Source organism: Caballeronia concitans (assembly GCF_001544615.1).
Classification (GTDB): Bacteria; Pseudomonadota; Gammaproteobacteria; order Burkholderiales; family Burkholderiaceae; genus Caballeronia; species Caballeronia concitans.
Genome location: NZ_FCNV02000001.1, coordinates 598150 through 624577 on the forward strand (window position 1 = coordinate 598150; position 26428 = coordinate 624577).

Consider the following 26428-nt stretch of genomic DNA (forward strand, 5'->3'; position numbering starts at 1 on the left):
TGTCGCAGGTGGCGGATGATCGGCACTCGGACGCGCTCGCGCCTTTCCGCGCAATCGACTGGACGCGTCCGTGGCTCGCGCCGCTCGAATCGCGCGGCAGGCGCTGGCAGGCCGCCGCGCTCGACGGCCACGCGCGCTACCTCGCGCAACTGAACGACGACGCGTCGAAGGCGGCGCTCGTCACCGGACGCGGCCAGCCGCTCGCCTTCATCGCGCAGGAAGATTTGCCGGCGGACGCATCGTACGAAGCTCATATCGCGCAAACGGGCTCTGTGCCGACGCGCCACAATCTCCACGATTTCTTCAACGCGCTGATGTGGTTCGAGTTTCCGCGCACGAAGGCGGCGCTGAACGCGCGTCAGGCCGATCAGATCGATGCGCTCGGCATCGGTCCGACACGCGGCGGCGTGCGCGACGCGCTCACGCTGTTCGACGAAAACGCGGTGCTCTTCGCCTGCGCCGAGGCCTCGCTCGCCGATGCGCTGCGCCGCTTCGACTGGCGTGCATTGTTCATCGACGGCCGCGCGTCGTGGGGCGCGCAATGCGAGGCGCGCATCTTCGGACATGCGCTGCTGGAAAAGCTCGTCGCGCCGTACAAGGCATGCACGGGGCACGCGTGGATCGTCGACGTTCCCGCCGATTATTTCCTCGCCGACGAACCCACGCGCCGCGCGATGCTCGACGAACGCGTGTCGCGCAGCCTCGACGCCGCGCCGATCCGAAGCCGCGCCTTCGCGCCGCTGCCGGTTCTGGGCGTGCCAGGCTGGTGGGCGGCGAACGCGTCGCCCGCGTTCTACGACGACACGAGCGTATTCCGTCCGGGCCGCCGCCTGCATCGTCAATGCTAGAATCGATGCTGCAAAGCAGGCCAGGCAGCCGCGGCCTTGGCGCTTACGGGCGTCGAGGGCGAGGAAAGTCCGGACTCCACAGGGCAGGGTGATGGCTAACGGCCATCCGTGGCAACACGCGGAACAGGGCAACAGAAAGCAAACCGCCGATGGCTTCGGGCGCAAGTCCGAAGATCAGGTAAGGGTGAAACGGTGCGGTAAGAGCGCACCGCGGACGTCGCGAGACGCTCCGGCACGGTAACCTCCACCCGGAGCAATTCCAAATAGGCAGGCGCGCATCTTCGGATGCAGGACGGGGCCCCCGTTTCGTCTGCGGGTAGGAAGCTTGAGCGCGTCAGCAATGGCGCGCCTAGAGGAATGGCTGCCACGCGCGTCGCTTTCGGGCGACGCGTGCACAGAATCCGGCTTATCGGCCCGCTTTGTCGTCATTCAAAAAGAAAGAGCCGGCGTCTTCCCGACGCCGGCTCTTTTTTCTTCCCGTGCGGTTTGCTCAGCGCTCGACGATATCGAACGAATGCGTCAGCTCCGCCGTTTTCGCGAGCATGATCGACGCCGAGCAGTATTTGTCGTGCGACAGGTTGATCGCGCGCTCGACCGTCGCCGGATTCAGATTCTTGCCGGTGACCGTGAAATGGAAGTGGATCTTGGTGAACACCTTCGGGTCTTCGCTCGCGCGTTCAGCCTTGAGTGTCACCGAGCAGCCCTCGATCTCCTGACGGCTCTTTTTCAGGATCATCACGACGTCGTAGGCGGTACAGCCGCCCGTGCCGAGCAAGACCATTTCCATCGGGCGGGGCGCGAGATTGCGTCCGCCGCCTTCCGGCGCGCCGTCCATCGCGACGAGGTGACCGCTTCCGGTTTCGGCGGCGAAAGCCATGCCGTCTTGTCCCATCCAGCTAACTTTACATTCCATGCTTGGACTCCAGCCGCTTGACACGTGTTTCAGAGGTTTCATTGTAGCGGGTCATGCGTCCGCCGACCGCGCGCGGGTGCGCGCATTCACCGGTTGACTGCTGCTATGGCGTGGCAGGCGCAGAGGAGCGGCGGGCTATTCCCATGATTCGAGAAAGGCTTCTAGTCGGCGATTAGCGGCACGGCGCATCGTAGGTTATTGTTTTTATTGCATTTATGAAGCAGAAGCGCATCTCGTAATGTGGGATAACATTTCACGATGCAAATCTCCTTGCCTCGGCGCACGAGCGTGCCTATACTCGGCTCATTGGTTGTCGCAGTCCGACAAATCTACCGTGTCTCCTCCACCTCCTCCTTTGGTGGATTAAACCCGAGCCTCAAGGCGCTCGGGTTTTTTTTCGTCTGCGCCGTCTGCAAGGGGCGAAGCTGCGAGAACAAGCATCGCAACCCTTTGACGCGCCGGGCAATTTCCCGCTATACTTCAAAGTTCTCTTTGCCACAAGCCCGCGAAGAGAAGCCTGTGAGAGCCTGCACGCGCCGTCGAGCGCAGCTCGTCGAGTGCACCTATAAGCAGGACCGAACACGGTAAAAGCAAAAGGGCGAATCAATTTTTGGATCGATCATGAAGACGTTTTCCGCAAAAGCCGAAGAGGTGACGCGCGAATGGTACGTGATTGACGCGACGGATAAGGTTCTCGGCCGTGTCGCCAGCGAAGTGGCACGCCGTCTTCGCGGCAAGCATAAGCCTGAGTTTACTCCGCACGTCGACACTGGTGATTACATCATCATCATCAACGCCGGCAAGCTGAAGGTCACGGGCAACAAGACCACGGACAAGAAGTACTATCGTCACTCGGGCTACCCGGGCGGCATTTATGAAACGACGTTCGGCAAGATGCAAGAGCGCTTCCCGGGCCGCGCGCTCGAGAAGGCAGTGAAGGGCATGCTGCCGAAGGGTCCGCTCGGCTACGCGATGATCAAGAAGCTGAAGGTCTACGCCGAAGCAACGCATCCGCATACGGCTCAACAGCCTAAAGCGCTCGAGATCTAAGGGGAGCCCACATGATCGGTAACTGGAACTACGGTACGGGCCGCCGCAAGAGCGCCGTCGCTCGTGTCTTCATCAAGTCGGGCAAGGGCGAGATCATCGTCAACGGCAAGCCCATCGCCGACTATTTCTCGCGTGAAACGTCGCTGATGATCGTGCGTCAGCCGCTGGAACTCACGAACCACGCCACCACGTTCGACATCAAAGTCAACGTGAACGGCGGCGGCGAAACGGGTCAGGCAGGCGCGGTTCGCCACGGCATCACCCGCGCGCTGATGGACTACGACGCAACGCTCAAGTCGCAACTGTCGAACGCAGGCTTCGTCACCCGCGACGCGCGTGAAGTGGAACGTAAGAAGGTCGGTTTCCACAAGGCACGCCGCAGGAAGCAATTCTCGAAGCGTTAAGCGCTTCGGCATCGCGTGGAGCCGGAAACTCCGGCTTCGAAGCGAAGCTGCCGCAAAAGCCGCCCGCACTGCACGTGCCGGCGGCTTTTGTTTTTGTGCCGGCGTTGGCGCGCTGTGTCGAAATTGCATATAGCCTCTTGATTACATGGGCATTCGGCACGATTTTGAGATCAGCCCTACAATGGTGGCTAGAAGCCAATTGGAGAATTCGCATGAGCGCTGTCAGCGACACCCCCACGACCGAAATGCCGATGCCCTTCGTCTTCACCGACGCGGCTGCGGAGAAGGTCAAGCAATTGATCGACGAAGAAGGCAATCCGGATCTGAAGCTGCGCGTGTTCGTGCAAGGCGGCGGATGCTCGGGTTTCCAGTACGGTTTCACGTTTGACGAAGCGGTCAACGAGGACGACACCGTGATGGACAAGAGCGGCGTGCAATTGCTCGTCGATTCGATGAGCTATCAGTACCTCGTCGGCGCGGAGATCGACTATAAGGACGACCTCAACGGCGCCCAGTTCGTGATCAAGAATCCGAACGCGACGACGACTTGCGGCTGCGGTTCGTCGTTTTCGGTCTGAGCGGGAACCGAAGCATCAAAGAAAAACGGAGCCTTCGGGCTCCGTTTTTCGTTTTCGGACGCAAAAACGCGTCAATGCGGATAGATGGCGCCGAGCACGCGCTCCCCAGCCGCACCCGTCACCGCCGCCAGGTTGCCCGGCTCGCGGGCGACGCAACGCATCGCCAGCCACGCGAACGCGAACGCTTCGACTTGCTGCGGCGGCACGCCGAGCGCTTCGGTCGTCATGACGGGCACGCCCGACACGCCGCTTTCGTTCAGCGCCTGCTCGAGCATCTTCAGCAGCACGGGATTGCGCGCGCCGCCGCCGCACACGTAGACCGCGCGCGCGTCGGAGGCGTGGCGCTCGATTTCCCGCGCGACCGTCGTGGCCGTGAGCGCGGTGAGCGTCGCCTGGACATCGGCGGGAGCGAGATTCGTGAACGCCGCGAGTTTCGCATCGAGCCACGCCGGGTTGAACAGGTCGCGCCCGGTGCTCTTCGGCGGCGCTTCTTCGAAAAACGGCTCGTCCAGCAGCGCATTCAATAGCGGACGATTCACCTCGCCACTCGCCGCGAACTTCCCGCCGTCGTCATAAGGCCGTTGCAAATGCCGATGCGCCCACTCGTCGAGCAGCGCGTTCGCCGGGCCGCAGTCGAAGCCGCGCACCGCGCCGCTCGCCGCGAGAATCGTGATATTGCTGATGCCGCCCAGATTGCAGACGACGCGCGTTTCATTCTTCGCACCGAAAATCGTCGCATGAAACGCCGGCACGAGCGGCGCGCCCTGACCGCCGGCGGCGACGTCGCGGCTGCGGAAATCCGCGATCACGTCGATGTTCGTCATTTCCGCGAGCAGCGCCGGATTGTTGATCTGCCGCGTGTAACCCTTCTCCGGCCGATGCCGCACCGTCTGCCCGTGCACGCCGATCGCGCGCACTTTCGACGCCGAATACCCGCTCATGCTCTGCAGTTCGTGGCAGCAGACGGCATAGCGCGTGGCGAGGGCGTTGGCGGCGAGCGCCTCGCGTTCAAGTTCGTTGTCGCCCGAGGCTTGCAGCGCGAAGAGGGCGTCGCGCAGGCCTTGGGAAAACGAAACGTGCGCCTCGCCGAGCACGACGGGCGGCTTGCCGGTGGCGAACTGCACCGCGACGCCGTCGACGCCGTCCATGCTCGTGCCGGACATCAGACCGAAGTAGACGCCGTCCGCCTTGCCGGTTTCGATTGCTTCGGCTTTCTTCCCCACGTTGCTCTCCTCGTCGATGCGCGTCCGTCAAGCCGCGATTATCCGCGCAACCGGGGCGCGCGTTAAGACACGTCTGCACGTTTCGCGGACGACTGCCGCGCTCGGGAACGGCACGGAAGGGCACGTCATCGCGTAAAATCCTGTGCCTGAACAAGCCTTTGCGCGCGATCCGTACATCCCGCGCCGCGAGGCATTGCATCCATTACACATCACAAGCCGCAAGCATGACCACAGACTCCAACGCTTCATCCGCGTCCGCCGAGAAGGCCTTTCCGATCACCGACGACGTGCGCGCCGCGCTCGCCATCGCCAAGCGCGGCTGCGACGAACTGCTGATCGAAGAGGAATTCGCGCAGAAGCTCGCGAGGAGCGCCGCGACGGGCAAGCCGCTGCGCATCAAGCTCGGCCTCGATCCGACCGCGCCGGACATCCACATCGGCCATACGGTCGTGCTGAACAAGATGCGCCAGTTGCAGGATCTCGGCCATCAGGTGATCTTTCTGATCGGCGATTTCACGTCCCTGATCGGCGATCCGTCCGGCCGCAACGCCACGCGCCCGCCGCTCACGCGCGAACAGATCGAAACGAACGCGAAGACGTATTTCGAGCAGGCCGCGCTCGTGCTCGACCGCGAAAAGACCGAAATCCGCTACAACAGCGAATGGTCGATGCCGCTCGGCGCCGACGGCATGATCAAGCTCGCATCGCGCTACACGGTCGCGCGCATTCTGGAACGCGAGGATTTCACCAAGCGCTTCCAGAGCGGCGTGCCCATTTCGATCCACGAATTCCTGTATCCGCTGATGCAGGGTTACGACTCGGTCGCGCTCAACGCCGATCTCGAACTCGGCGGCACGGACCAGAAGTTCAACTTGCTCGTCGGCCGCGAATTGCAGAAGCAATACGGCCAGGAACAGCAATGCATCTTGACGATGCCGCTGCTCGAAGGTCTCGATGGCGTCGAGAAGATGTCGAAGTCGAAGAACAACTACATCGGCATCAGCGAGAAACCGACGGACATGTTCGGCAAGCTCATGAGCATCTCCGACGTGCTGATGTGGCGTTACTTCGAACTGCTGTCGTTCCGCAGCATCGAGGAGATCGCGCGTTTCAGGCAGGAAGCGGAAGGCGGCCGCAATCCGCGCGACTTCAAGGTGATGCTCGCGCAGGAAATCGTCGCGCGCTTTCACTCTCAGGCGGACGCGGAACGCGCGCTCGAGGACTTCAACCATCGCGCGAAGGGCGGCGTGCCGGACGATATCGCGTCGGTCACGCTGGCGGGCGCGCCGCTCGCCATCGGCCAGTTGCTGAAGCAGGCGGGCCTCGTGCCGTCGACGAGCGAAGCGCTGCGCAACATCGAGCAGGGCGGCGTGAAGATCGACGGCGCGACCGTCTCCGACAAGAGCCTCAAGGTCGACGCGGGCGAGTTCGTCGTGCAGGTCGGCAAGCGCCGCTTCGCGCGCGTCACGCTGACCGCATGATCGCGCTCATTCAGCGCGTGCGGCGCGCGGACGTGCGCGTCGGCGACCGTGTGACCGGCGCGATCGATGCGGGCCTGCTCGCGCTGGTCTGCGCCGAACGCGGCGACAACGAAGCTGCCGCCGACAAGCTGCTCGCCAAAATGCTCGCGTATCGCGTGTTCAGCGACGCCGCGGGCAAGATGAATCTGTCGGTGCAGAACGTCGAAGGCGGCCTGCTGCTGGTGTCGCAATTCACGCTTGCCGCCGATACGTCGAGCGGCTTGCGCCCGAGCTTCACGCCCGCTGCGCCGCCCGACGAAGGCAAGCGGCTCTTCGATTACTTCGTGCGCGAGGCGCGGGCGAAGCATCCCATTGTCGAGACGGGAGAATTCGGCGCCGACATGCAGGTGTCGCTCGTCAACGACGGCCCCGTTACTTTCTGGCTTCAGGTACGTCCATGACGACTCAGGTGCTTTTTATCCGCCACGGCGAAACCGACTGGAACCGCATCAAGCGCATTCAGGGGCATATCGACATTCCGTTATCCGGGCACGGTTTCCTGCAAGCGGAACAGTTGGGCGCGCGGCTCGCGCGCGAGGGCGGGCTCGATGCGGTGTATTCGAGCGATCTGCTTCGCGCGCAGCAGACGGCGCGTCCTTTCGCCGATGCGCTCGGGCTCGATCTGCGGTTGTCGGAAGGCTTGCGCGAGCGTCAGTACGGCGCGTTCCAGGGCCACGACAGCGACGAGATCAACGTGAAGTTCCCGGCGGAATATGTCGAATGGCAGACGCGCGATCCGGGTTTCGCGCCGCCGGAAGGCGAATCGCAGCGCGTGTTTTATCACCGCGTGATTCATGCGATGGAGCCGATCGTCGCGGCGCATCCGGGCGGCCGAATTGCGTGCGTCGCGCATGGCGGCGTGCTGGATTGCATCTATCGGTTCGCGATGAAGCTGCCGCTCACGGACCCGCGCAATTGGCCGCTTCTGAACTGCAGCGTGAATATCGTCGATTACGATGAAGGCGGCGCGAAAGTCGTATCGTGGGGCGATGTCAGTCACCTCGCGACGGACACGGAAGACGACAACCTGCGCAAGCGCGCCTGATTGCACTTAATCGGGCTTGCTCGCCGCTCTCGCCCGCGCGCGCTTCGAGATTCCATTCACGAGCGCCCAGCGCATGACGGGCGCCATCGCGCGCACGCCGGGACGCGCGATCACCCGCCGCACCGGCGCGAGCGCGGACAGCCCGAGCATCTCCTGCGCCCAGTCCGGCAGCAAATCGACGCCCGCGCTGAACACGAGCTTGCTCGCCGGCTTCATCGCGATGCGCGGCGTCGGCGCATTCTTCAGCACGCGAATCACTTCCCGCGTGCGTTCGCTTGACTGCAATCGCGGACGCATGGCCGCGAGATACGCGTCGATCTGTGCGCGCGTGACCGGCACGTCGAGCGCGCCGAGCATCCGCGCGATGGTCGCGGTTTCATCGAAATAGCGGTCTTGATCGGCAATCGACAACGCGGGATCTACATAGCGCAGATAGCCGTTCAGAAAGCTCGACACTTCCGCGACATGCACCCACGTCAACAAGTCAGGGTCGCTCGCGCGATACGGCCGGCCATCGGTCGCAACGCCGGTCACGCCGAGATGGATGTTCTTCACGCGCTCGATGAGCGCGAGCGCGTCGCTGCGATTGCCGAACGTCGTGCCCGCGATGAAGGTTGCCGTGCGGCGCAGGCGGCCGAGAATGTCGGTGCGAAACGTGGAGTGATCCCACACGCCCGCGAGCGCCAGGGGATGCAGCGTCTGCAACAGGAGCGCGCTGATGCCGCCCGTCATCATCGACGTGAAATCGGCGTGGACTTTCCAGCAAACGGAATCGGGACCGAAGAGGCCGGGATCGCCGGGCGGCGACGAGTAATCGAGCCCCGGACCGCCGCCGCCGCTCGTCAGGCTGGTGATGCCGCGCGCGATCGATGAGCGCACGGATGACCGCACGCGCGTAACGAACGTCGCCTGATCCGACATGCGTTAGCTGTTGCCCGCGTCCCAGAGGTCGCGGATAGGGCCGGCGTCCGGCGCGGCGAGGCCGAAGTGCCGGTAGGTGAGCAGCGTGGCGACGCGTCCGCGCGGCGTGCGCTGCAAATAACCTTGCTGGATCAGATACGGCTCGAGCACGTCCTCGATGGTGTCGCGCTCTTCGCCGATCGCCGCCGCGAGATTGTCGACGCCGACCGGGCCGCCATCGAACTTGTGCAGGATGGCTTCGAGCAGCTTGCGGTCCATCAGGTCGAAGCCGACGGGATCGACATCGAGCATTTTCAGCGCGGCATCCGCAACGTCGCCGGTAATGCTGCCGTTCGCCTTCACTTCCGCGTAGTCGCGCACGCGGCGCAGCAGCCGGTTGGCGATACGCGGCGTGCCGCGCGAGCGCCGCGCGATCTCCAGCGCGCCTTCGGGCACGATGTCCGCCTTCAGCAGCGACGCCGAGCGCGACACGATGCGCGCCAGCTCGTTCGCGTTGTAGAACTCGAGCCGCGACACGATGCCGAAGCGATCGCGCAGCGGATTGGTCAGCATGCCCGCGCGCGTGGTCGCGCCGACGAGCGTGAACGGCTGAAGATCCAGCTTCACGCTGCGCGCGGCCGGTCCTTCGCCGATCATGATGTCGATCTGATAATCCTCGAGCGCCGGGTAAAGAATTTCCTCGACGACCGGCGAGAGGCGGTGAATCTCGTCGATGAACAGCACGTCGTTCGCTTCGAGATTGGTGAGCAGCGCGGCCAGGTCGCCTGCGCGCTCCAGCACCGGTCCCGACGTCTGCCGCAGATTCACGCCCATTTCGCGCGCGATGATATGCGCAAGCGTCGTCTTGCCGAGGCCCGGCGGACCGAAGAGCAGCACGTGATCGAGCGCTTCGGAGCGGCGCTTGGCGGCTTCGATGAAGATTTCGAGCTGGCCGCGGACCTTTTCCTGGCCGACGTATTCGTCGAGCTGACGCGGACGCAGCGCGCGTTCGAACGCTTCTTCGTTCGGCGAGACGGGCGTGGCCGAGATGATGCGTTCGGCGGCGAGTTTGTCGGTTTCGATCATGGGTCGATTGTACAGCGAGGTTTTAGGCGGCGAAGCTGGCCGAATGGCCCACTCCTCACCCCTTCGACAACGCCTTCAACGCCAGCTTGATGCCCTCCGACACGCCCGTTCCCGCCGGCACGTTCTTGATCGCCGCGAGCGCTTCCTTCTCCGAGTACCCGAGCGCGAGCAGCGCGTTGAGAATGTCCGACGCGTGATCCGACTGCGAAGCCGCACTCGCCATCGCGCCGAGATCCGCGCCGAGCTTGCCCTTCAGTTCGAGCAGCAGCCGCTCGGCCGTCTTCTTGCCGATGCCCGGCACGCGCGTCAAACGCGCCGTGTCCTGCGTCGTCACCGTCTGCGCGAGTTCATGCACGCTCATGCCGGAGAGCACGGCCAGCGCCATGCGCGCGCCGATGCCGCTGATCTTCAACAGCTCGCGAAACGTCGCGCGTTCCTGCGATGTCAGAAAGCCGTAAAGCAGGTGCGCGTCCTCGCGCACGATCATCTGCGTGAGCAGCACGACCTTTTCGCCGGCATGCGGCAGGTTGTAGAACGTGCTCATCGGCACGTCGACTTCATAGCCGACGCCGTTGCAATCGACGAGCAAGTGCGGCGGATTTTTTTCCAGCAGAACGCCGGCGATGCGACCGATCATGTTTTCTTGCTAAAGGTAAAAGTGTTAGCCGATAAGCCTGCCGCGCCGCACGCGCAGGCCCTTCTTCGCGAGCGACGGCGCAATGCCGCCCAGCGTCGCGAGCCCCGTGCCGCCGTGCGCGTGACAGATCGCCATGCCGAGCGCATCGGCGGCGTCGGTGCTCGGCACGCCGGACAGATTGAGCAGCCGCACGACCATCTGCTGCATCTGCTCCTTCGTCGCGCGGCCATAACCGACGACAGCCTGCTTCAGCTGCAGCGCCGTGTATTCGGCAACCGGCATGCCGCTCGCGACGAGTCCGCAGATCGCGGCGCCGCGCGCCTGGCCGAGCAGCAGCGTCGATTGCGGATTGACGTTCACGAAGACTTTTTCGATCGCGGCCTGATCCGGATTGTGCTGCCGAATGAGCGTGGAAATGCCGTTGAAGATGGTGTTCAGACGCGAAGGCAGGTCGGCGTCGGCGGTCTTGATGACGCCGCTCGTCACATAGGTGAGCGAATGCCCGGCCACGTCGATGATGCCGAAGCCCGTCACGCGCAGGCCGGGGTCGATGCCTAGAATTCTCATTCGTTCGCGATGCGGCTCGTTGAAATCAAAATGGCCTGCTTGCGCCATCAATAGCGCAAACAGGCCAATAGTAAATGAAGCGAGCCGGATTAATGGCGGAAGTGACGCGTGCCGGTGACGATCATCGCGACATTGTGCTCGTCGGCGGCGGCGATCACTTCGTCATCCCGCATGGAGCCGCCCGGCTGGATCACGCACGTCGCGCCCGCGTTCACCACGACATCGAGGCCGTCACGAAACGGGAAGAACGCATCCGATGCCACCGCCGAGCCGTTCAGCGACAGCCCCGCGTTCTGCGCCTTGATGCCCGCGATGCGCGCCGAATCCACGCGGCTCATCTGGCCCGCGCCGACGCCGAGCGTCATGCCGCCGCCGCAGAACACGATGGCGTTCGACTTCACGTACTTCGCCACGCGCCACGCGAACATCAGGTCGTCCATTTCCTTCGGCGTCGGATGGCGCTTCGTCACGACGCGCAGTTCGTGCGGCTGCACGTTCTTCGCATCGAGCGATTGCACGAGCAGGCCGCCGCCGACGCGCTTCAGATCGAACGTGTTGTGACCGTCGCCGAGCGCGATCTGCAACAGACGCACGTTCTGCTTCGCCGCGAACACGGCGCGCGCCGCCTCGCTGAACGAAGGCGCGATCAGGACTTCGACGAACTGCTTCGCCACCGCTTGCGCCGCCGCTTCGTCCACTTCGCGATTGAACGCGATGATGCCGCCGAACGCCGACGTCGGGTCCGTCTGGAACGCCTTCGAGTACGCCTCGTGCGCGTTCGCGCCGACCGCCACGCCGCACGGATTCGCGTGCTTGATGATGACGCACGCGGGCGCATCGAACGTCTTCACGCATTCCCACGCGGCGTCCGAATCCGCGATGTTGTTGTACGACAGTTCCTTGCCCTGCAACTGCTCGTAATTGGCGAGCGCGCCGGCGGGCACCGAAAGATCGCGATAGAACGCCGCGCTCTGATGGGGGTTTTCTCCATAACGCAGGTCCTGCACCTTCCCGAACGCCATGTTGAAGGTCGCCGGATACGTGTTGCGCTCGCTGTGCTGCAGTTCTTCGGTGAGACTCGTCAGATAGTTCGTGATCGCGCCGTCGTACTGCGCGGTGTGCGCGAACACCTTCGTCGCGAGACGGAAGTTCGTCTTGTAGCCGACGCTGTTGCCGTTCGCGCGCATTTCGTCGAGCACGGCGGCGTAGTCGGCCGGATCGACGACGACCGTCACGTCGCGATGATTCTTTGCCGCCGAGCGCAGCATGGTCGGCCCGCCGATGTCGATGTTCTCGATCGCGTCTTCGAGCGAGCACTCTTCCTTCGAGACCGTCTGCACGAACGGATACAGGTTCACGACGAGCAGGTCGATAGTCGGAATGTCGTGCTTTTCCAGCGCGGCCATGTGCTCGGGCAGGTCGCGGCGGGCGAGAATGCCGCCGTGCACCTTCGGATGCAGCGTCTTCACGCGCCCATCGAGCATTTCCGGAAAGCCGGTGTAGTCGGCGACCTCGGTCACGGGCAGGCCCGCGTCGGCGAGCAGTTTGGCCGTGCCGCCGGTCGAGAGAATCTTGACGCCGAGTTCCGACAGCGATTTCGCGAAATCGACGATACCGGACTTGTCGGAAACGGAGATGAGCGCTTGCTTGATCATGATGAACACTGAAACCGAAAAGGATAACCAGGCCGGACCAAGGCAAGCGCCTCAGTCCGATGAATCAAATCAATCCGTGCTGCTGCAGCTTCTTGCGTAGCGTGTTGCGGTTGATGCCGAGATATTCGGCCGCGAGCGACTGGTTGCCGCCCGCCTGCTCGAGCACCACTTCGAGCAGCGGCTTTTCAACACACGAAATCACCATGTCGTAGACGTCGTGCGGGTTGGAGCCGTCCAGATCCTGAAAGTAGTTGTCCAGGCTCTGGCGGACGCATTGTTCGATGTTATGTCTGCTCATGCGGCTATTAGTCGGTCGGTGTTGTCTTGCCCGCCGCACGATTCTTCCCCCGCCGCGTCTTCGGCGTCCTGCGCCTCGTCCACGTAGATGAGACGGTCCGACAGCGCCTTCTGCGCGTCGAAGAATTCGTTCACGGCGAGCAATTGTTCTTTGGTCGTGTCGAGCGTATTCATCCGGTGGCGGAAGGTGCCCGCGCCGGAAAGGCCGCGAGTGTACCAGCCGATGTGCTTGCGCGCAGTCCGAACGCCGGTGAATTCCCCATAGAAAGCATAGTGGTCTTCGAGGTGCTCGTTCATGACCTGCTGAATCTCGTCGATGCGAGGCGCCGGCATGCGCTCGCCCGTCTTCAGGAAGTGCTCGATCTCACGGAACAGCCACGGACGCCCCTGCGCCGCGCGGCCGATCATGATGGCGTCCGCGCCCGTCGCGGCGAGCACGTCGCGCGCTTTCTCGGGCGTGGCGATGTCGCCGTTCGCGACGACCGGAATCTTCACCGACGCCTTCACGGCCGCGATGGTTTCGTACTCGGCGTCGCCCTTGTAGAGATCGGCGCGCGTGCGGCCATGCACGGTCAGCATGGAGATGCCGGCCTCTTGCGCGATCCGCGCGATGGTCAGCGCGTTCTTGTTCTCGCGATTCCACCCCGTGCGAATCTTGAGCGTGACCGGCACCGCGTCCGGCCCCACGCCGACCGCCTGCACCACCGCCTCGACAATGCGCGCCACGAGCGGCTCGTTCTGCAGCAGCGCCGAACCCGCGGCGACGTTGCAGACCTTCTTGGCGGGACATCCCATATTGATGTCGATGATCTGCGCGCCGTTCGCGACGTTGTGGCGAGCGGCTTCGGCGAGCATCTGCGGGTCCGCGCCCGCGATCTGCACCGAGATCGGCTCGACCTCGCCGGCGTGATTCGCGCGGCGCATGGTCTTCTCGCTCTTCCACAACTGCGCGTTCGACGCGACCATCTCCGACACCGCGTAGCCCGCGCCCATGCGCTTGCAGAGCTGGCGGAACGGGCGATCGGTGACGCCTGCCATCGGAGCGACGAACAGGTTATTGCGCAGAACGTGTGAACCGATGGTGGGCATGAAGGCTTGGGCCTCCGCGCGGGCGTCGAGCGGCGAGCGTGCCGGTTTCGCGTCAGGCGGATGCAAGGATGCGGAAGGGAAACGCGTATTTTAACGCTAAGCGGCTGCTGAAATTAAGTGCAATCGCGTGCAAGTCTTTAAATCTTCGACGAAAGCGCGAGGCGCGGCAGAGGATAAGTGGGCGCGGCGCGTGATGCGGCCGACTGGCGCCGGCTTTCGCGGCGGCGTGAGCTAGAGCGGGCCTGCGCCCGATCCCTCTATCGCCGCTGTCCGAACATCATTTGTCGCGCCAGCGCCGTCTTCACCGGCGGCAAGAACTCCAACGCGGTGAGCGCGAGCCCGCGCATCGCGGCGAGCGGCGGGAAATCGACGGTGAAAATGCGTGCGAGCGTGTCCGTCGCGCCGATCGTCAGACGCCGGTCCAGCGCCCGCCGCTGTGCGAAATGCGCGAGCGCGAGCGGTCTAGGTCCGTCGGTGGACAGCGCATCGCAGAGCGCCTGGGCGTCGCGCAGGCCGAGATTCAGCCCTTGGCCCGCCACCGGGTGCAGCGTTTGCGCCGCATTGCCGATGGCCACCGCGCGCCGTTCGACGAGCGCGTGCAGCGCCGTCAGTCCGAGCGGAAACGCCGCGCGCCCGACGATGCGCGTGAACCGTCCCATGCGCGCGCCGAACGCGGCGCCGAGTTCCGCAAGGAACGCGTCGTCGTCGAGCTGCATGCGGCGCGCGGCTTCATCAGGCGAGCCGCACCAGACGAGCGAGTAGTCCGCGTGACGCTGCCCGCCGCACGGCAGGAGCGCAATCGGCCCTTCGTTCGTGAAACGCTCCCACGCGACATTCGCTTGCGGCTCCGACACGCTCACCGTGCCGACGATGGCCGTCTGCCCGTAATCGCGCGCGCGCCGGTCGTTGGCTACGGCAGTTTCGCGCGGCGCTTGCTGATACAGGCCGCCCTCGGCATTGACGAGCACCCGCACGCGGATCGTGCGTTCGCCGCTCGCGGACTGCAGCGGCACCGTGACGCTTTCGTCGTCTTGCAGCGGCGGCAGCGCGGAAGTATCGGTGACCCAGTCGACGTGCGTCTTGCGCACCGCGTCCGCGAGCGCCGCGACGAGCGAGCCGTAACGCACGACATAGCCTAGTTCCGGCAACTCGTGCTCGTCGTGCTCGATCAACGTGCGCCCGAAGTGGCCGCGCTGCGAGACGTGGATTCGGCGAATGGGCGTGGCGTCGGCGGGAAAGCCGAGCGGCTGCAGCATCACGCGGCTGCCGTGCGACAGCGCGAGCGAGCGCGGGTCGGTCGCGGCGGCTTCGGGCGTGCGCGCGTCGATCAGCGCGATGGACAGCCGCGATGTCGCGCTGCGCCGCGCGAGCCAGCCGGCGAGCGCGAGCCCGACCGGCCCCGCGCCGACGATGGCGATGTCGTAGTCGAAATGCGGTTCTGTGGTCGCGTCGCTCATGTTCTGCTCTTCAATTGCCGATGGATTCGCGCATCAGCGCTTCGATTTCGTCCGCCGCGACGGGCACTTCGCGCGTCAGCAGCTCGCAGCCGCCGGCCGTGACGAGCGCGTCGTCCTCGATGCGGATGCCCGTGTTCCAGTAACGCTCGGGCACGTTCTCGGCGGCGTGCACGTAGAGGCCCGGCTCGACCGTCAGCACGTTGCCCGCCGCGAGCGTGCGCCAGGGCCGCGCACCTTGCTCGTCGCGCGGGCCGTCGGCGTCGCGGTATTCGCCCGCGTCGTGCACGTCCATGCCGATCCAGTGCCCCGTGCGATGCATATAGAAAGGCAAGTACGCGCGCTCGGCGATGACGTCATCGGCGCTGCCGAACTTCGTCTTGTCCACGATGCCCGTGTCGAGCAGTCCTTGCGACAGCACTTTCAATGCCGCCTGATGCGGCGCGTCGAAGCTCACGCCGGCACGCGTTGCCTCGATCGCGGCGGCTTGCGCGGCGAGCACGATGTCGTACAGCTCGCGTTGCGCGGGCGTGAACCGGCCGTTCGCCGGGAAGGTGCGCGTGATGTCGGACGCGTAGCCTTCGAGTTCGCACGCGGCGTCGATGAGGATGAGGTCGCCGTCGCGCGCCGCCGCGTTGCCCGCCGGATAGTGCAGCACGCACGCGTTCGCGCCCGCCGCGACGATCGAGCCGTACGCGGGCGCCTGAGCGCCGTGGCGGCGGAACGTGTAGAGCAGTTCGGCTTCGATCTCGTACTCGCGCATGCCTGGACGGCACGTTTGCATCGCCCGGCGATGCGCTTGTGCCGAGATGGACCCGGCGCGGCGCATGATGCCGATTTCGTGCGCATCTTTCAAAAGCCGCATCTCATCGATGATCGGCAGCACGTGCTGCGCCTTCGCCGGCGCGCGCACGCCGCTGCGGCTCTGCGCGCGCACGGCGGCGAGCCAGCCGCGCACTTGCGCGTCGAGTTCAGCCGACGTGCCGAGCGCGTAGAAGAGCGCGGGCTTGTCGGCGATTAGCCGCGGCAGTTGTTCGTCCAGTGTGGCGATGGGAAATGCCGCGTCGAGACCGAACGCATCGCGGGCGGCTTCCGGCCCGTAGCGAAAGCCTTCCCATGTTTCGCGCTCGGCGTTCTTTTCGCGGCAAAAAAGAATGGACGCCGGCTCGCCGTTCTGAGCGCTCGCGTCCAGCACGAGCGTCGCCTCGGGTTCGGTGAAGCCCGTCAGGTAGTAGAAATAGCTGTCGTGACGGAAGGGAAAGTCCGTGTCCCGATTGCGCATGACTTCCGGCGCAGTCGACAGGATGGCGACACCGCCGCCCTGCGCGCGCAACGCCGCGAGCAGACGTTCGCGGCGGCCACGGTAGACATCCACGGCGATCGGATTGGCATGTTCGGTCTGTGAGTTCATGCGCCCGATTGTATCGCCGGGTCTGACGTGGCGCGACTAGGCCATTCGGCCTAGTGTTCGAGCGAATGTGCGCGTTGGATACTTGTCGCGAAGCGGTGAGGCTAGTCTTCCGCGCGATGACGCACGCTGCCCGCAACGAGGTCGAAGCGGAACAGCCGGCATTCCAGCGCGCCGTTGAAGAGCGGCGTTTTCGTCGATTCGCGCAGTCGCAACATGCCAGGCAGCTTGCGGTCGGACGTGAGCACGTATGCGCGCCAGCCGGGAAAGCGCTGCTTCAGCGCGTTGCCGAACGAGACGAAGAACTCCGTATCGGCGGGATCGGGTTGCGCGCGGGCGAAGGCGTCGTCGTCTTCGCGGCGCGAGCGGGCCGTGTCGCGGATCTCGCCGCGCGGGCCGCGTCCGCGCACTTCAATGCGCTCGCCATACGGCGGATTCGCGACGAGGATGCCGGGTGCGTCCGTCGGCGGCGTCATGTTGCGGGCGTCGAGTTGCTTGAGCGCCAGATCGGGAATGCCCGCGCGGCTCAGGTTCGCGCGCGCTTTCTCGAGCATGTCGCCGGAGATGTCGCTGCCGAAGATGTTCAGTTGCGATTGCGTCGCGCGCGTGGCGCGTCGCGCTTCCGTCGCGGCGGTCTTGAGCTTTTGCCACATGCCCGGATGAAACGGCTTGAGCTTCTCGAAGCCGAAGCGCCGCTCGCTGCCCGGCGCGATATTGAGGGCGGTCTGCGCGGCTTCGGCGAGGAAGGTTCCGCTGCCGCACATCGGATCGAAAAGGGGCGTGCCGGGCGTCCAGCCGGTGAGGCGAAGAATGCCTGCCGCGAGGTTTTCGCGCAGCGGCGCCGCGCCCTTGTCGAGCCGCCAGCCGCGCTTGAAGAGCGGTTCGCCGGAGGTGTCGAGATAGAGCGTGCATTCGTTCATCGTGAGGAACGCGAACACGCGGACGTCCGGCTGCGCGGTGTCGATGCTCGGGCGCGCGCCGCTGATGTCGCGCAGCCGGTCGCAGACGGCGTCTTTCACGCGCAGCGTCGTGAATTCGAGGCTCTTGAGCGGCGATTTGATCGCGGTGAGGTCCACGCGCATCGTCTGGCTCGGCGTGAACCACTGTTCCCAGCGCTGGCGATGCGTGAGGTCGTAGATGTCGTTTTCATTGCGATACGGGCCGTGCGCGATTTTCAGCAGCACACGGCTCCCGATGCGCGAATGCAGATTCGCCGCCATGCCCGCGACCCAGCTACCCCGGAAGTGCACGCCGCCGGGCACTTGCGCGCCGACGTTCAGCGGACCGCCGCCGGACAGCGGCGCGCTGTTGACGTGACGTTCCCCGATCTCCGCAAGCTCGGCGGCGAGCGGCGCTTCGAGACCGCGCGGGCAGGGGACAAACCAGTCGAAGAGGGGGGAGGACATGTGGGGAGAGTGCGGGGTTCAAAGGCGGTATTGTACGCGGCCGAACTTGTGCCGGCTGTGAGCTAGAATCTGCCGCACTGCTGGTTCGACTTGCCATCTCTGTTATTCCGTAGTTATCGATTCAATCGACTTAAGCATCCGGAGCTTTGGTCATTCGGTGGTTTGACGGAACCGGTCCGTAGTGAAACGCGAACAACGCATTTGCAACGAAGATTCAATGATGGTCAATTGGGCATACTTTCCGAGGTCAGACAAGGCCACTCCTCTCGCCACCGACGTTGTCCAGGCATTCAAAGACGTTCATTCCCTGATATCTTCGGATTTGCATGCGCTCCCAAGCAACGGCGTTTTGGCTCATGTCGCTGCGCACCTCCAAGAAATGGGATTCGCGGTGGAGGCCGGAAAGAAGCACATAGACAAGATTCGAGTCCCGGTGTTGTACGGAAACAATGGGCGCATTGCAAAGGCATTCGAAGCCGATGCATATCATGCAGAGCAGAAGTTCGTGGTCGAAGTGGAAGCTGGACGAGCCGTGGCTAACAACCAGTTCCTCAAGGACTTGTTTCAGGCGTGCATGATGGACGACGTCGACTATTTGGCGATCGCCGTTCGGAATGTCTACGTGGCTGCGGGTGTCACTAATCCGGACTTCGAACGTGTCGTTACCTTCTTTGACACGCTGTTCGCAAGCAATCGAATGCGACTTCCGCTCAAGGGCATTCTGATCGTGGGCTACTGACTAACGCGTTGACGCTCATTCAGCCCTTTACGGGGAATGAGCGCCTTGTTGCCGTAGATGGCCCTCACTCCACCGCCTTCATCATCTCCTCCACCACCTTCTTCGCATCCCCGAACACCATCATCGTCTTGTCCATATAGAACAGTTCGTTATCCAGCCCGGCATAACCCGCTGCCATCGACCGTTTATTCACGATGATCGTCCGCGCCTTGTAAGCCTCGAGAATCGGCATTCCCGCGATCGGCGATTTCGGGTCCGTCTTCGCCGCAGGATTCACCACATCGTTCGCGCCGAGCACGAGCACCACATCCGTCTGCCCGAACTCGCTGTTGATGTCCTCCATCTCCTGCACCATCTCGTACGGCACTTCCGCCTCGGCAAGCAGCACGTTCATGTGCCCCGGCATCCGCCCGGCGACGGGGTGAATCGCGTATCGCACGTCGATTCCCTTCTCCACGAGCTTGTCCGTCAGCTCCTTCAGCGCATGCTGCGCGCGCGCGACCGCGAGCCCGTATCCCGGCACGATCACCACGCTCTCCGCATTGCCGAGCATGAAGGCGGCGTCGTCGGCGGAACCGGATTTCACCGGGCGCTGTTCCTGCGCGCCGCCCGCCACCGCACCGCCCGCTTCGCCGCCGAAGCCGCCGAGAATCACGTTGAAGAACGAGCGGTTCATCGCGCGGCACATGATGTAGGACAGGATCGCGCCCGACGAGCCGACCAGCGATCCCGCGATGATCAGCATCGGATTGTTCAGCGAGAAGCCGATGCCCGCCGCCGCCCAGCCCGAGTACGAGTTGAGCATCGAGACGACCACCGGCATGTCCGCGCCGCCGATCGGAATGATGATGAGCACGCCCAGCGCGAACGCGATCAGCGTCATGATGACGAACGGCAGCCACGACTGCGTCAACATGAAGATGATGCCGAAGCCGACCATCGCGACCGCGAGCAGCAGGTTGATCAGATGCTGCCCCGAGTACACGACCGGCGCGCCCTGAAACAGCCGGAACTTGTACTTGCCCGAGAGCTTGCCGAACGCGATCACCGAGCCGGAAAACGTGATCGCGCCGACGAACGTGCCGATGAACAACTCGACGCGATTGCCGTACGGAATCGGATCGCCGGGCGCGGCGAGACCGAACGCCGAAGGCTCCGACACCACGCCGTACGCAATGCAGACCGCCGCGAGACCGATCAGCGAGTGCATCGCCGCGACGAGTTCGGGCATCTTCGTCATCTCGACTTTCGCCGCGATATACGCGCCCGCGCCGCCGCCGACGATCAACGCCACGAACAGCAGCGACAGCCCGAGCGCGAGATTCGCTTCGAGATAAGCGCCCTGTTTCACGATGAGCGCGAGCGTCGTGAGAATGGCGATCGCCATCCCGGCCATGCCGAACGTATTGCCGATGCGCGCGGTCTTCGGATTCGACAGGCCCTTCAGCGCCTGAATGAAGCACACCGACGCGACCAGATACAGGAGAGTGACGACGTTCATGCTCATTTACGCGCCCTCCTTGCTGGTCAGTTTTTTCGGCTCTTTCTTCTTGAACATCTCCAGCATTCGCCGCGTGACGAGAAAGCCGCCGAACACGTTCACCGCCGCGAGCAGCACCGCGAGCGTGCCGAAGAACTTGCCCGCGCCGCCGATCGTCAAGCCGACCGCGAGCATCGCGCCGACGATGACGATCGCCGAGATCGCGTTCGTCACCGCCATCAGCGGCGTATGCAGCGCGGGCGTGACGTTCCAGACCACGTGATAGCCGACGTAGATCGCCAGCACGAAGATGATCAGGTTGATCACCGTGTGATTGATGACATCCATGTTCGTCTCCGTGTTCAGGCGGTGGCGGCGCGCGCCGGCTGACCGTCGCGGCACTGGAGCGTGGCCGCGACGATGTCGTCCGCGAGGTCGATGTTGAGCGTGCCTTCCTTCGTGATGATCAGCTTGAGGAAGTCGAGCAGATTGCGCGCGTAGAGCGCGGACGCATCGGCGGCGACCATCGACGCCAGATTCGTATGGCCCACGATATGCACGTCATGCTTCGTCACGACCTGATCCACTTCGGTCAGCGGACAGTTGCCGCCTTTTCTGCCCTCGAACTCGGGGCCGCGTCCGGCGGCGAGATCGACGATGACCGAGCCCGGCTTCATGTGCTTCACCGTTTCCACCGAAAGCAGCGTCGGCGCGGGACGGCCGGGGATCAGCGCCGTCGAAATGACGATGTCCGCCGCCTTCGCGCGTTCGTGAACCTGCGCCGATTGCCGCGCGAGCCAGCTTGCCGGCATCGGCCGCGCGTAACCGCCGACGCCGACCGCCGCCTCGCGTTCCTCGTCGGTTTCGAACGGGACGTCGACGAACTTCGCGCCGAGCGACTCGATTTGCTCCTTCACTGCCGGCCGCACATCCGATGCTTCCACGACCGCGCCGAGGCGCTTCGCCGTGGCGATCGCCTGCAGGCCTGCGACGCCCGCGCCCAGCACCAGCACGCGCGCCGCCTTGACGGTGCCCGCGGCGGTCATCAGCATCGGCATGAAGCGCTGATAGTAGTGGCACGCGATCAACACGGCCTTGTACCCGGCGATGTTCGCCTGCGACGACAGCACGTCGAGGCTTTGCGCGCGCGTGGTGCGCGGCGCGGCTTCGAGCGCGAACGCGGTGACGCCCGCCGACGCGAGCCGTGCGGTGTTTTCGGTGTTGAAGGGATCGAGCATGCCGATGAGCACGGTGCCCGGCTTCTGCATCGCCAGTTCGCTTTCGCTCGGCGACTGAACCTTGAGAACGATTTCGGCGGAAAAGGCGGTGGCGGCATCGACGATATCCGCGCCTGCGGAGGCGAACGCGTCGTCGATATAGCTGGCTTTGATGCCCGCGCCGCTCTGCACCGAGACGCGATGCCCCTGTGCGACGAGCTTCTTCACTGTCTCCGGCGTGGCGGCGATGCGCGCCTCGTTCGCCCGCGTTTCAGCAGGCACTCCGATGTGCATTTTTGAATCCTCCGGTTTTATTTTTTCTTCCCGCGCCCTGGGGCCCGGCGGCGGGAAGAATCGAGGCTGGCTTTCGTTTCAAATGCTGGATCAACGGCTACTGCAACTTTAACCGAAGAATGCGCGTAAAAAATACGTTCCGGCACCGCGCTAACCCTTAGGGCATCGCGGGCGTGTTCGGGGCCGGGACGGTAAAATGTCGGCCATGAAATCAGATACTTGGGCACCACACGTTACGGTTGCAGCCGTCGTCGAGCGGGACGGGCGGTTCCTCGTCATCGAGGAACACACTTCCGCAGGGCTGCGAATCAACCAACCGGCCGGTCATCTCGAAGCCGGCGAAACGCTCGTCGAAGCGGTCGTTCGCGAGACGCTCGAGGAAACGGCGCATCGCTTCGAGCCCGAGGCGCTCGTCGGCGCGTATATGACGCACTTCGCGCGGCCGGGACGCGACGTCACTTATCTGCGCTTCACGTTCTGCGGCAAGTCCGCGGGCGAGGTCGCGGGAAGGGCGCTGGACAAGGGCATCGTCCGCGCGATGTGGCTCACGGCCGACGAACTGCGCGCGACGGCGGCGCAACATCGGACGCCGCTCGTCATGAAGTGCGTCGACGATTACTTGTCCGGGCGGCGCGTGCCGCTCGATTTCATCCATACGCATTCGGTCGCGCCGGTGGTGCGGGCGTGATATCCCTATGAGCAAGCAAAGAGTGGTGGTGGGCATGTCGGGCGGCGTGGATTCGTCGGTGACGGCATGGCTTTTGAAAGAGCAGGGCTACGACGTCGTCGGCCTCTTCATGAAGAACTGGGAAGACGACGACGACAGCGAATACTGCTCGACGCGTCAGGACTGGATCGACGTGGTGTCGGTGGCGGATCTGATCGGCATCGACGTGGAAGCCGTCAACTTCGCCGCCGAATACAAGGACCGCGTGTTCGCCGAATTCCTGCGCGAATACTCGGCTGGGCGCACGCCGAATCCGGACGTGCTCTGCAACGCCGAGATCAAGTTCAAGGCGTTTCTCGACCACGCGATGTCGCTCGGCGCGGAAACCATCGCGACCGGCCACTACGCGCGCGTGCGCGAACGCGATGGCCTTTTCCAGTTGATGAAGGCCGCCGATTCGACCAAGGATCAGTCGTACTTCCTGCATCGGCTGAACCAGCAGCAGCTATCGAAGACGCTCTTTCCGCTCGGCGAAATTCCGAAAACGAAGGTGCGCGAGATCGCGGCACAGATCGGCCTGCCGAACGCGAAGAAGAAGGATTCGACCGGCATCTGCTTCATCGGCGAACGGCCGTTCCGCGACTTTCTGAACCGCTATCTGCCGACCAAGCCCGGCCCGATGAAGACGGCGGAAGGGAAGATCGTCGGCGAGCATATCGGGCTGGCGTTCTATACGTTCGGGCAGCGCAAGGGCATCGGCATCGGGGGCGCGAAGGACGGCAGCGGCGAGCCGTGGTTTGTCGCGGGCAAGGACATGGCGAGCAACACGCTGTATGTCGTGCAGGGGCATGACCATCCGTGGCTGCTGTCGCATACGCTCCTTGCGGGCAACACGAGCTGGGTCGCGGGTTTCGCGCCGGACGACGGCGCGGCGTGCGCGGCCAAGACGCGGTATCGGCAGCAAGACGCGGCGTGCACATTCGCGCTCACCGGCAACGATGCGCACTTCGAGCTGCGTTTCGACGATGCGCAATGGGCGGTGACGCCGGGCCAGTCCGCCGTGCTGTATCAAGGCGATGTGTGTCTGGGCGGCGGGATCATCGAGCGCGCGGCGGCTGGCGTCGCTTCGGATACGGCGGCAGTCGCGGTTTCGAGCGCAAGTTGACGCGAAGCCCCGGCCGACGAGCCGGGGCTTTTTTACCATTACCTATCGCGCCGATAAAAAGTTATTCGATACAAGCGCTTGACTATCTACCTATCAGTAGATAAATTTCACCCATCGAACGCAGGGGAAAGAGGTCATGGACAAGAACACGGTACGCGAGTCTTTGCTGGACCACGCGCAGACCATCATGATGATGCGCGGGTACAACGGCTTCAGCTACCGCGACTTGTCCGAACTGGTCGGCGTGAAGACGTCGAGCATTCACTACTACTTTCCGACGAAGGAAGATCTCGCGCTCGAAGCGGTGAACGCGTATAGCGCGGACGTGATGTCGTCGATTTACGCAATCGACAGTTCCGCACCCGCCGAAAAGAAGCTCGATCGCTACACGCGGCTCTTCGGGCGGATCATCGGCGACGGCCGGCAGGTCTGCCTGTGCGGCATGCTCGCGGCCGATATCGAATCGTTGCCGGAGAAGGTGCGTCACGCGGTGCAGTCGTTCTTCAAGGCGAACGAGAACTGGCTCGCGAAAGTGCTCGCCGAAGGCGAAGCGCAAGACACGCTCGATGCCGGCGGCAAGCCGGACGCGGCCGCGCGTGCTCTCTACGCGGCGTTCCAGGGCAGCTTGCTGGCTTGCCGGCTCTTTCAAACCCGCGCCCGTCTGGACGAAGTCGCCGACACCGTGCGTCGGTAGATAAGCCTGTGGATAACTCTGTGAAAAAGCGGTTTCTTCACCTTGGATAATCTATCTGTTGATAGATAGATTTTGTTTCAATCGGCTTGTCCGGCATGAGTGCGACGGCGTGGCCGACTGGCTCGGCCGGAACCACGATGCAGCGTAAAAGGTTCGACTCAACCTGTTGTCTATCTAGCAGTAGATTCAAATTGAACTGTTATTTCCAAATCAACGAAATGGAGTCCGCCATGAAAAAGGTGAAAACCGCGCTCGTCGCCAGTGCAATTGCCACCGCCGTCTTTTCCCACGCCGCAGCGCATGCCGCGCCGGTGCTCGAACCCGCGACGCAACAGTTCATCGACGCCCTCGCCGCGAAGAACGGCCCGCCGATCTACACGCTGTCCCCCGCCGATGCACGCAACGTGCTGGCCGGCGCTCAATCGCAGCCGGTGAGCAAGCTGCCCGCGAAGATCGAAGACCGCGTGATCGAAGCCGGCCCGACCGGCAAGATTTCGCTGCGCATCGTGCGGCCCGAGCATGCGAAGGGCGCGCTGCCGGTCATCATGTATTTCCACGGCGGCGGCTGGGTGCTCGGCGACAAGAACACGCACGATCGCCTCGTGCGCGAGATCGCGAACGGCGCGCAGGCGGAAGTCGTGTTCGTCGACTATGACCGCTCGCCGGAAACGAAATATCCGGTTCCGATCGAACAGGCCTACGCGGCGACGCGCTACGTCGCGGAGCATGCCCGCGAGTTCAATGTCGACGCGTCGCGCATGGCGGTCGCGGGCGACAGCGTCGGCGGCAACATGGCGGCGGCCGTCACGCTGCTCGCGAAGGAACGCGGCGGCCCGGGGCTGCGCGCGCAAGTGCTGTTCTATCCGGTAACGGACGCGAATTTCGACGACGGTTCCTACAACGAATTCGCCAACGGTCCGTGGCTCACCCGCGAGGCGATGAAGTGGTTCTGGGACGCCTACGCGCCGAACGCGTCGGATCGCGCGAAGATCACGGCGTCGCCGCTGCGCGCGAGCATCGACGAATTGAAGGGATTGCCGGCGGCGCTCGTCATCACCGATGAAAACGACGTGCTGCGCGACGAAGGCGAGGCTTACGCGCGCAAGCTGAGCCAGGCGGGCGTGCCGGTAACATCGGCGCGATACAACGGCACGATCCACGACTTCGTGATGCTCAACGCCCTCGCGCAGACGCCGGCGACGCGCGCCGCCATCGCACAGGCCAACGCGTCGCTCAAGGCCGCGCTCACAAAGTAACGCACGGAAACGCTCCTGCCTCGCGCGGGAGCGTCGAGTTCAGACGGGCTGGGTATCGATGAACGATTGCCGCTGCGCGAGACGCGCGTAGAGCTTGTCGAGCGTCGGATGCGCTTCGCGCCAGTTCAGCTCGGGCATGCGGAAATCGAGATAGGCGAGCGCGCAGCCGCACGCGATATCGGCGAGCGTGAAGCGATTCGCCGAGCACCACTGATTCGAGCCGAGACCTTCGGCCATCGCGCGCAGGCCGTCCTCGATCTTGTGACGCTGCCGCGCGATCCACTTCTCGCTGCGATGCGCCTCTTCCCGCAGCACGCCTTCGAGGCGAATGAGCACGGCGGCGTCGAGCATGCCGTCCGCGAGCGCTTCCCAGCAGCGCACCGCGGTGCGTTCGCGGCGTTCCTGCGGCAGCAGCTTGCCGACGGGCGTGAGCGTGTCCACGTACTCGCAGATGACACGCGAATCGAACACCGCTTCGCCGTCGTCGAGAATGAGGCACGGCACCTTACCGAGCGGGTTGTAATCGTGGATTTTCGAATCGGATGCCCACACGTCTTCGAGCACGAGTTCGCAGTCGATCTTCTTTTCCGCCATCACGATCCGCACCTTGCGGACGAATGGACTGGTGTGCGAACCGATCAGTTTCATCATCTATTTTTCTCGTTTGTTTCAGAAGCAGCCGACCGACGATCTTAACCGGGGGCACGCGCGCCAACCGCAATTTCGAGATGGTGCGAAAGGCGATTGTCGTCTGCCGACAACATCGCGCGGATTCGCGAACAGGAAAAGCGTAGGAACCCGATGTTTCGGTGGCCAAAGGCAAGCAGTCCGGATCG

28 protein-coding genes and 1 other RNA gene are annotated in these 26428 nt (G+C 63.9%); 13 read left to right on the plus strand and 16 right to left on the minus strand.

What is annotated here, in order from left to right; all coding sequences use genetic code 11:
• Window positions 1–8 precede the first annotated feature (8 nt).
• Both AWB72_RS02840 and rnpB read left to right on the plus strand, forming a co-directional pair.
• Window positions 9–848, plus strand: a complete 840-nt coding sequence (locus tag AWB72_RS02840; protein WP_040053253.1) for a DUF3025 domain-containing protein — start codon at window positions 9–11, stop codon at window positions 846–848.
• Window positions 849–860: 12 nt separating this feature from the next.
• Window positions 861–1273: RNase P RNA component class A (gene rnpB / locus AWB72_RS02845), an RNA gene on the plus strand.
• A 65-nt stretch (window positions 1274–1338) separates the two neighbouring features.
• On the opposite strand, the gene AWB72_RS02850 is transcribed toward rnpB, so the two are convergent.
• Window positions 1339–1761: an OsmC family protein gene (locus AWB72_RS02850; protein ID WP_040052976.1), complete on the minus strand. Its 423-nt coding sequence runs from the start codon at window positions 1759–1761 to the stop codon at window positions 1339–1341.
• 621 nt (window positions 1762–2382) lie between these two features.
• Here AWB72_RS02850 and rplM point away from each other — a divergent pair.
• From rplM to erpA, 3 genes are all read left to right on the plus strand, one after another.
• Window positions 2383–2811 (plus strand): 50S ribosomal protein L13, encoded by a 429-nt coding sequence (rplM, locus tag AWB72_RS02855; RefSeq protein WP_040052975.1) that lies wholly within the window; start codon window positions 2383–2385, stop codon window positions 2809–2811.
• An 11-nt stretch (window positions 2812–2822) separates the two neighbouring features.
• Window positions 2823–3215 (plus strand): 30S ribosomal protein S9, encoded by a 393-nt coding sequence (gene rpsI / locus AWB72_RS02860; RefSeq protein WP_008351569.1) that lies wholly within the window; start codon window positions 2823–2825, stop codon window positions 3213–3215.
• A gap of 212 nt (window positions 3216–3427) precedes the next feature.
• Window positions 3428–3793, plus strand: a complete 366-nt coding sequence (erpA, locus tag AWB72_RS02865) for an iron-sulfur cluster insertion protein ErpA (RefSeq protein ID WP_040052974.1) — start codon at window positions 3428–3430, stop codon at window positions 3791–3793.
• Between the two features lie 71 nt (window positions 3794–3864).
• On the opposite strand, the gene AWB72_RS02870 is transcribed toward erpA, so the two are convergent.
• The gene (locus AWB72_RS02870; protein WP_040053252.1) at window positions 3865–4995 is read right to left on the minus strand and encodes an anhydro-N-acetylmuramic acid kinase; all 1131 of its coding nucleotides are present in this window, start codon (window positions 4993–4995) and stop codon (window positions 3865–3867) included.
• Between the two features lie 245 nt (window positions 4996–5240).
• Here AWB72_RS02870 and tyrS point away from each other — a divergent pair, with 245 nt between their 5' ends.
• The 3 genes from tyrS to AWB72_RS02885 are packed head-to-tail and all read left to right on the plus strand — an operon-like array spanning window position 5241 to window position 7581.
• Window positions 5241–6497 carry a tyrosine--tRNA ligase gene (gene tyrS / locus AWB72_RS02875; protein ID WP_040052973.1) on the plus strand — a complete coding sequence of 419 codons (1257 nt, stop codon included), beginning with the start codon at window positions 5241–5243 and terminating at the stop codon, window positions 6495–6497.
• On the plus strand, window positions 6494–6937 hold the full coding sequence (gene dtd, locus AWB72_RS02880; protein ID WP_040052972.1) for a D-aminoacyl-tRNA deacylase: 444 nt from the start codon (window positions 6494–6496) through the stop codon (window positions 6935–6937). The genes tyrS and dtd overlap by 4 nt, the downstream gene beginning before the upstream one ends.
• Window positions 6934–7581 carry a histidine phosphatase family protein gene (locus AWB72_RS02885; RefSeq protein ID WP_040052971.1) on the plus strand — a complete coding sequence of 216 codons (648 nt, stop codon included), beginning with the start codon at window positions 6934–6936 and terminating at the stop codon, window positions 7579–7581. Before dtd ends, AWB72_RS02885 begins: the two co-directional genes overlap by 4 nt.
• Window positions 7582–7587: 6 nt before the next feature.
• Here the strand turns inward: AWB72_RS02885 and AWB72_RS02890 are convergent, their stop codons facing one another.
• From AWB72_RS02890 to AWB72_RS02935, 10 genes are all read right to left on the minus strand, one after another.
• Window positions 7588–8502 (minus strand): oxygenase MpaB family protein, encoded by a 915-nt coding sequence (locus AWB72_RS02890; protein ID WP_087127860.1) that lies wholly within the window; start codon window positions 8500–8502, stop codon window positions 7588–7590.
• 3 nt (window positions 8503–8505) lie between these two features.
• Window positions 8506–9567 (minus strand): Holliday junction branch migration DNA helicase RuvB, encoded by a 1062-nt coding sequence (gene ruvB / locus AWB72_RS02895; RefSeq protein ID WP_040052969.1) that lies wholly within the window; start codon window positions 9565–9567, stop codon window positions 8506–8508.
• A gap of 55 nt (window positions 9568–9622) precedes the next feature.
• Complete coding sequence (ruvA, locus tag AWB72_RS02900) at window positions 9623–10204, minus strand: Holliday junction branch migration protein RuvA (protein WP_040052968.1); 582 nt, start codon at window positions 10202–10204, stop codon at window positions 9623–9625.
• Between the two features lie 24 nt (window positions 10205–10228).
• Complete coding sequence (gene ruvC, locus AWB72_RS02905; protein WP_040053251.1) at window positions 10229–10771, minus strand: crossover junction endodeoxyribonuclease RuvC; 543 nt, start codon at window positions 10769–10771, stop codon at window positions 10229–10231.
• Between the two features lie 89 nt (window positions 10772–10860).
• On the minus strand, window positions 10861–12426 hold the full coding sequence (gene purH, locus AWB72_RS02910; protein ID WP_040052967.1) for a bifunctional phosphoribosylaminoimidazolecarboxamide formyltransferase/IMP cyclohydrolase: 1566 nt from the start codon (window positions 12424–12426) through the stop codon (window positions 10861–10863).
• Window positions 12427–12490: 64 nt separating this feature from the next.
• On the minus strand, window positions 12491–12724 hold the full coding sequence (locus AWB72_RS02915) for a Fis family transcriptional regulator (RefSeq protein WP_040052966.1): 234 nt from the start codon (window positions 12722–12724) through the stop codon (window positions 12491–12493).
• A complete protein-coding gene (gene dusB / locus AWB72_RS02920; protein WP_040053250.1) occupies window positions 12721–13812 on the minus strand; it encodes a tRNA dihydrouridine synthase DusB in 1092 nt (363 codons plus the stop codon). Before dusB ends, AWB72_RS02915 begins: the two co-directional genes overlap by 4 nt.
• Before the next feature lie 257 nt (window positions 13813–14069).
• Window positions 14070–15269 (minus strand): UbiH/UbiF/VisC/COQ6 family ubiquinone biosynthesis hydroxylase, encoded by a 1200-nt coding sequence (locus AWB72_RS02925; RefSeq protein WP_052450106.1) that lies wholly within the window; start codon window positions 15267–15269, stop codon window positions 14070–14072.
• Window positions 15270–15279: 10 nt separating this feature from the next.
• A complete protein-coding gene (locus AWB72_RS02930) occupies window positions 15280–16677 on the minus strand; it encodes an aminopeptidase P N-terminal domain-containing protein (protein WP_040052964.1) in 1398 nt (465 codons plus the stop codon).
• 101 nt (window positions 16678–16778) lie between these two features.
• Complete coding sequence (locus AWB72_RS02935; RefSeq protein WP_040052963.1) at window positions 16779–18080, minus strand: THUMP domain-containing class I SAM-dependent RNA methyltransferase; 1302 nt, start codon at window positions 18078–18080, stop codon at window positions 16779–16781.
• A gap of 181 nt (window positions 18081–18261) precedes the next feature.
• On the opposite strand from AWB72_RS02935, the gene AWB72_RS02940 reads away from it, so the two are divergent.
• Window positions 18262–18819 (plus strand): hypothetical protein, encoded by a 558-nt coding sequence (locus AWB72_RS02940; protein WP_208863102.1) that lies wholly within the window; start codon window positions 18262–18264, stop codon window positions 18817–18819.
• Between the two features lie 64 nt (window positions 18820–18883).
• Here AWB72_RS02940 and AWB72_RS02945 read toward each other — a convergent pair whose 3' ends face one another.
• From AWB72_RS02945 to AWB72_RS02955, 3 genes are read right to left on the minus strand one after another with little or no spacing between them, the layout of a single operon-like run.
• The gene (locus AWB72_RS02945; RefSeq protein ID WP_040052961.1) at window positions 18884–20326 is read right to left on the minus strand and encodes an NAD(P)(+) transhydrogenase (Re/Si-specific) subunit beta; all 1443 of its coding nucleotides are present in this window, start codon (window positions 20324–20326) and stop codon (window positions 18884–18886) included.
• Window positions 20327–20647, minus strand: coding sequence for an NAD(P) transhydrogenase subunit alpha part 2 (locus AWB72_RS02950; protein ID WP_040053249.1), 321 nt, complete (start codon window positions 20645–20647; stop codon window positions 20327–20329).
• A gap of 14 nt (window positions 20648–20661) precedes the next feature.
• Complete coding sequence (locus tag AWB72_RS02955; protein ID WP_040052960.1) at window positions 20662–21810, minus strand: Re/Si-specific NAD(P)(+) transhydrogenase subunit alpha; 1149 nt, start codon at window positions 21808–21810, stop codon at window positions 20662–20664.
• A gap of 205 nt (window positions 21811–22015) precedes the next feature.
• Between AWB72_RS02955 and AWB72_RS02960 the strand changes: the two genes are divergently transcribed.
• From AWB72_RS02960 to AWB72_RS02975, 4 genes are all read left to right on the plus strand, one after another.
• Complete coding sequence (locus AWB72_RS02960; RefSeq protein ID WP_040053248.1) at window positions 22016–22498, plus strand: NUDIX hydrolase; 483 nt, start codon at window positions 22016–22018, stop codon at window positions 22496–22498.
• 7 nt (window positions 22499–22505) lie between these two features.
• Entirely contained in the window at window positions 22506–23642 is a 1137-nt protein-coding gene (gene mnmA, locus AWB72_RS02965) for a tRNA 2-thiouridine(34) synthase MnmA (protein WP_040052959.1), read from the plus strand.
• A gap of 136 nt (window positions 23643–23778) precedes the next feature.
• Entirely contained in the window at window positions 23779–24336 is a 558-nt protein-coding gene (locus AWB72_RS02970; RefSeq protein WP_040052958.1) for a TetR/AcrR family transcriptional regulator, read from the plus strand.
• A 230-nt stretch (window positions 24337–24566) separates the two neighbouring features.
• Window positions 24567–25592 carry an alpha/beta hydrolase gene (locus tag AWB72_RS02975; RefSeq protein WP_040053247.1) on the plus strand — a complete coding sequence of 342 codons (1026 nt, stop codon included), beginning with the start codon at window positions 24567–24569 and terminating at the stop codon, window positions 25590–25592.
• A gap of 39 nt (window positions 25593–25631) precedes the next feature.
• On the opposite strand, the gene AWB72_RS02980 is transcribed toward AWB72_RS02975, so the two are convergent.
• Window positions 25632–26243, minus strand: a complete 612-nt coding sequence (locus AWB72_RS02980) for a glutathione S-transferase (protein WP_208863103.1) — start codon at window positions 26241–26243, stop codon at window positions 25632–25634.
• Window positions 26244–26428: the final 185 nt, after the last annotated feature.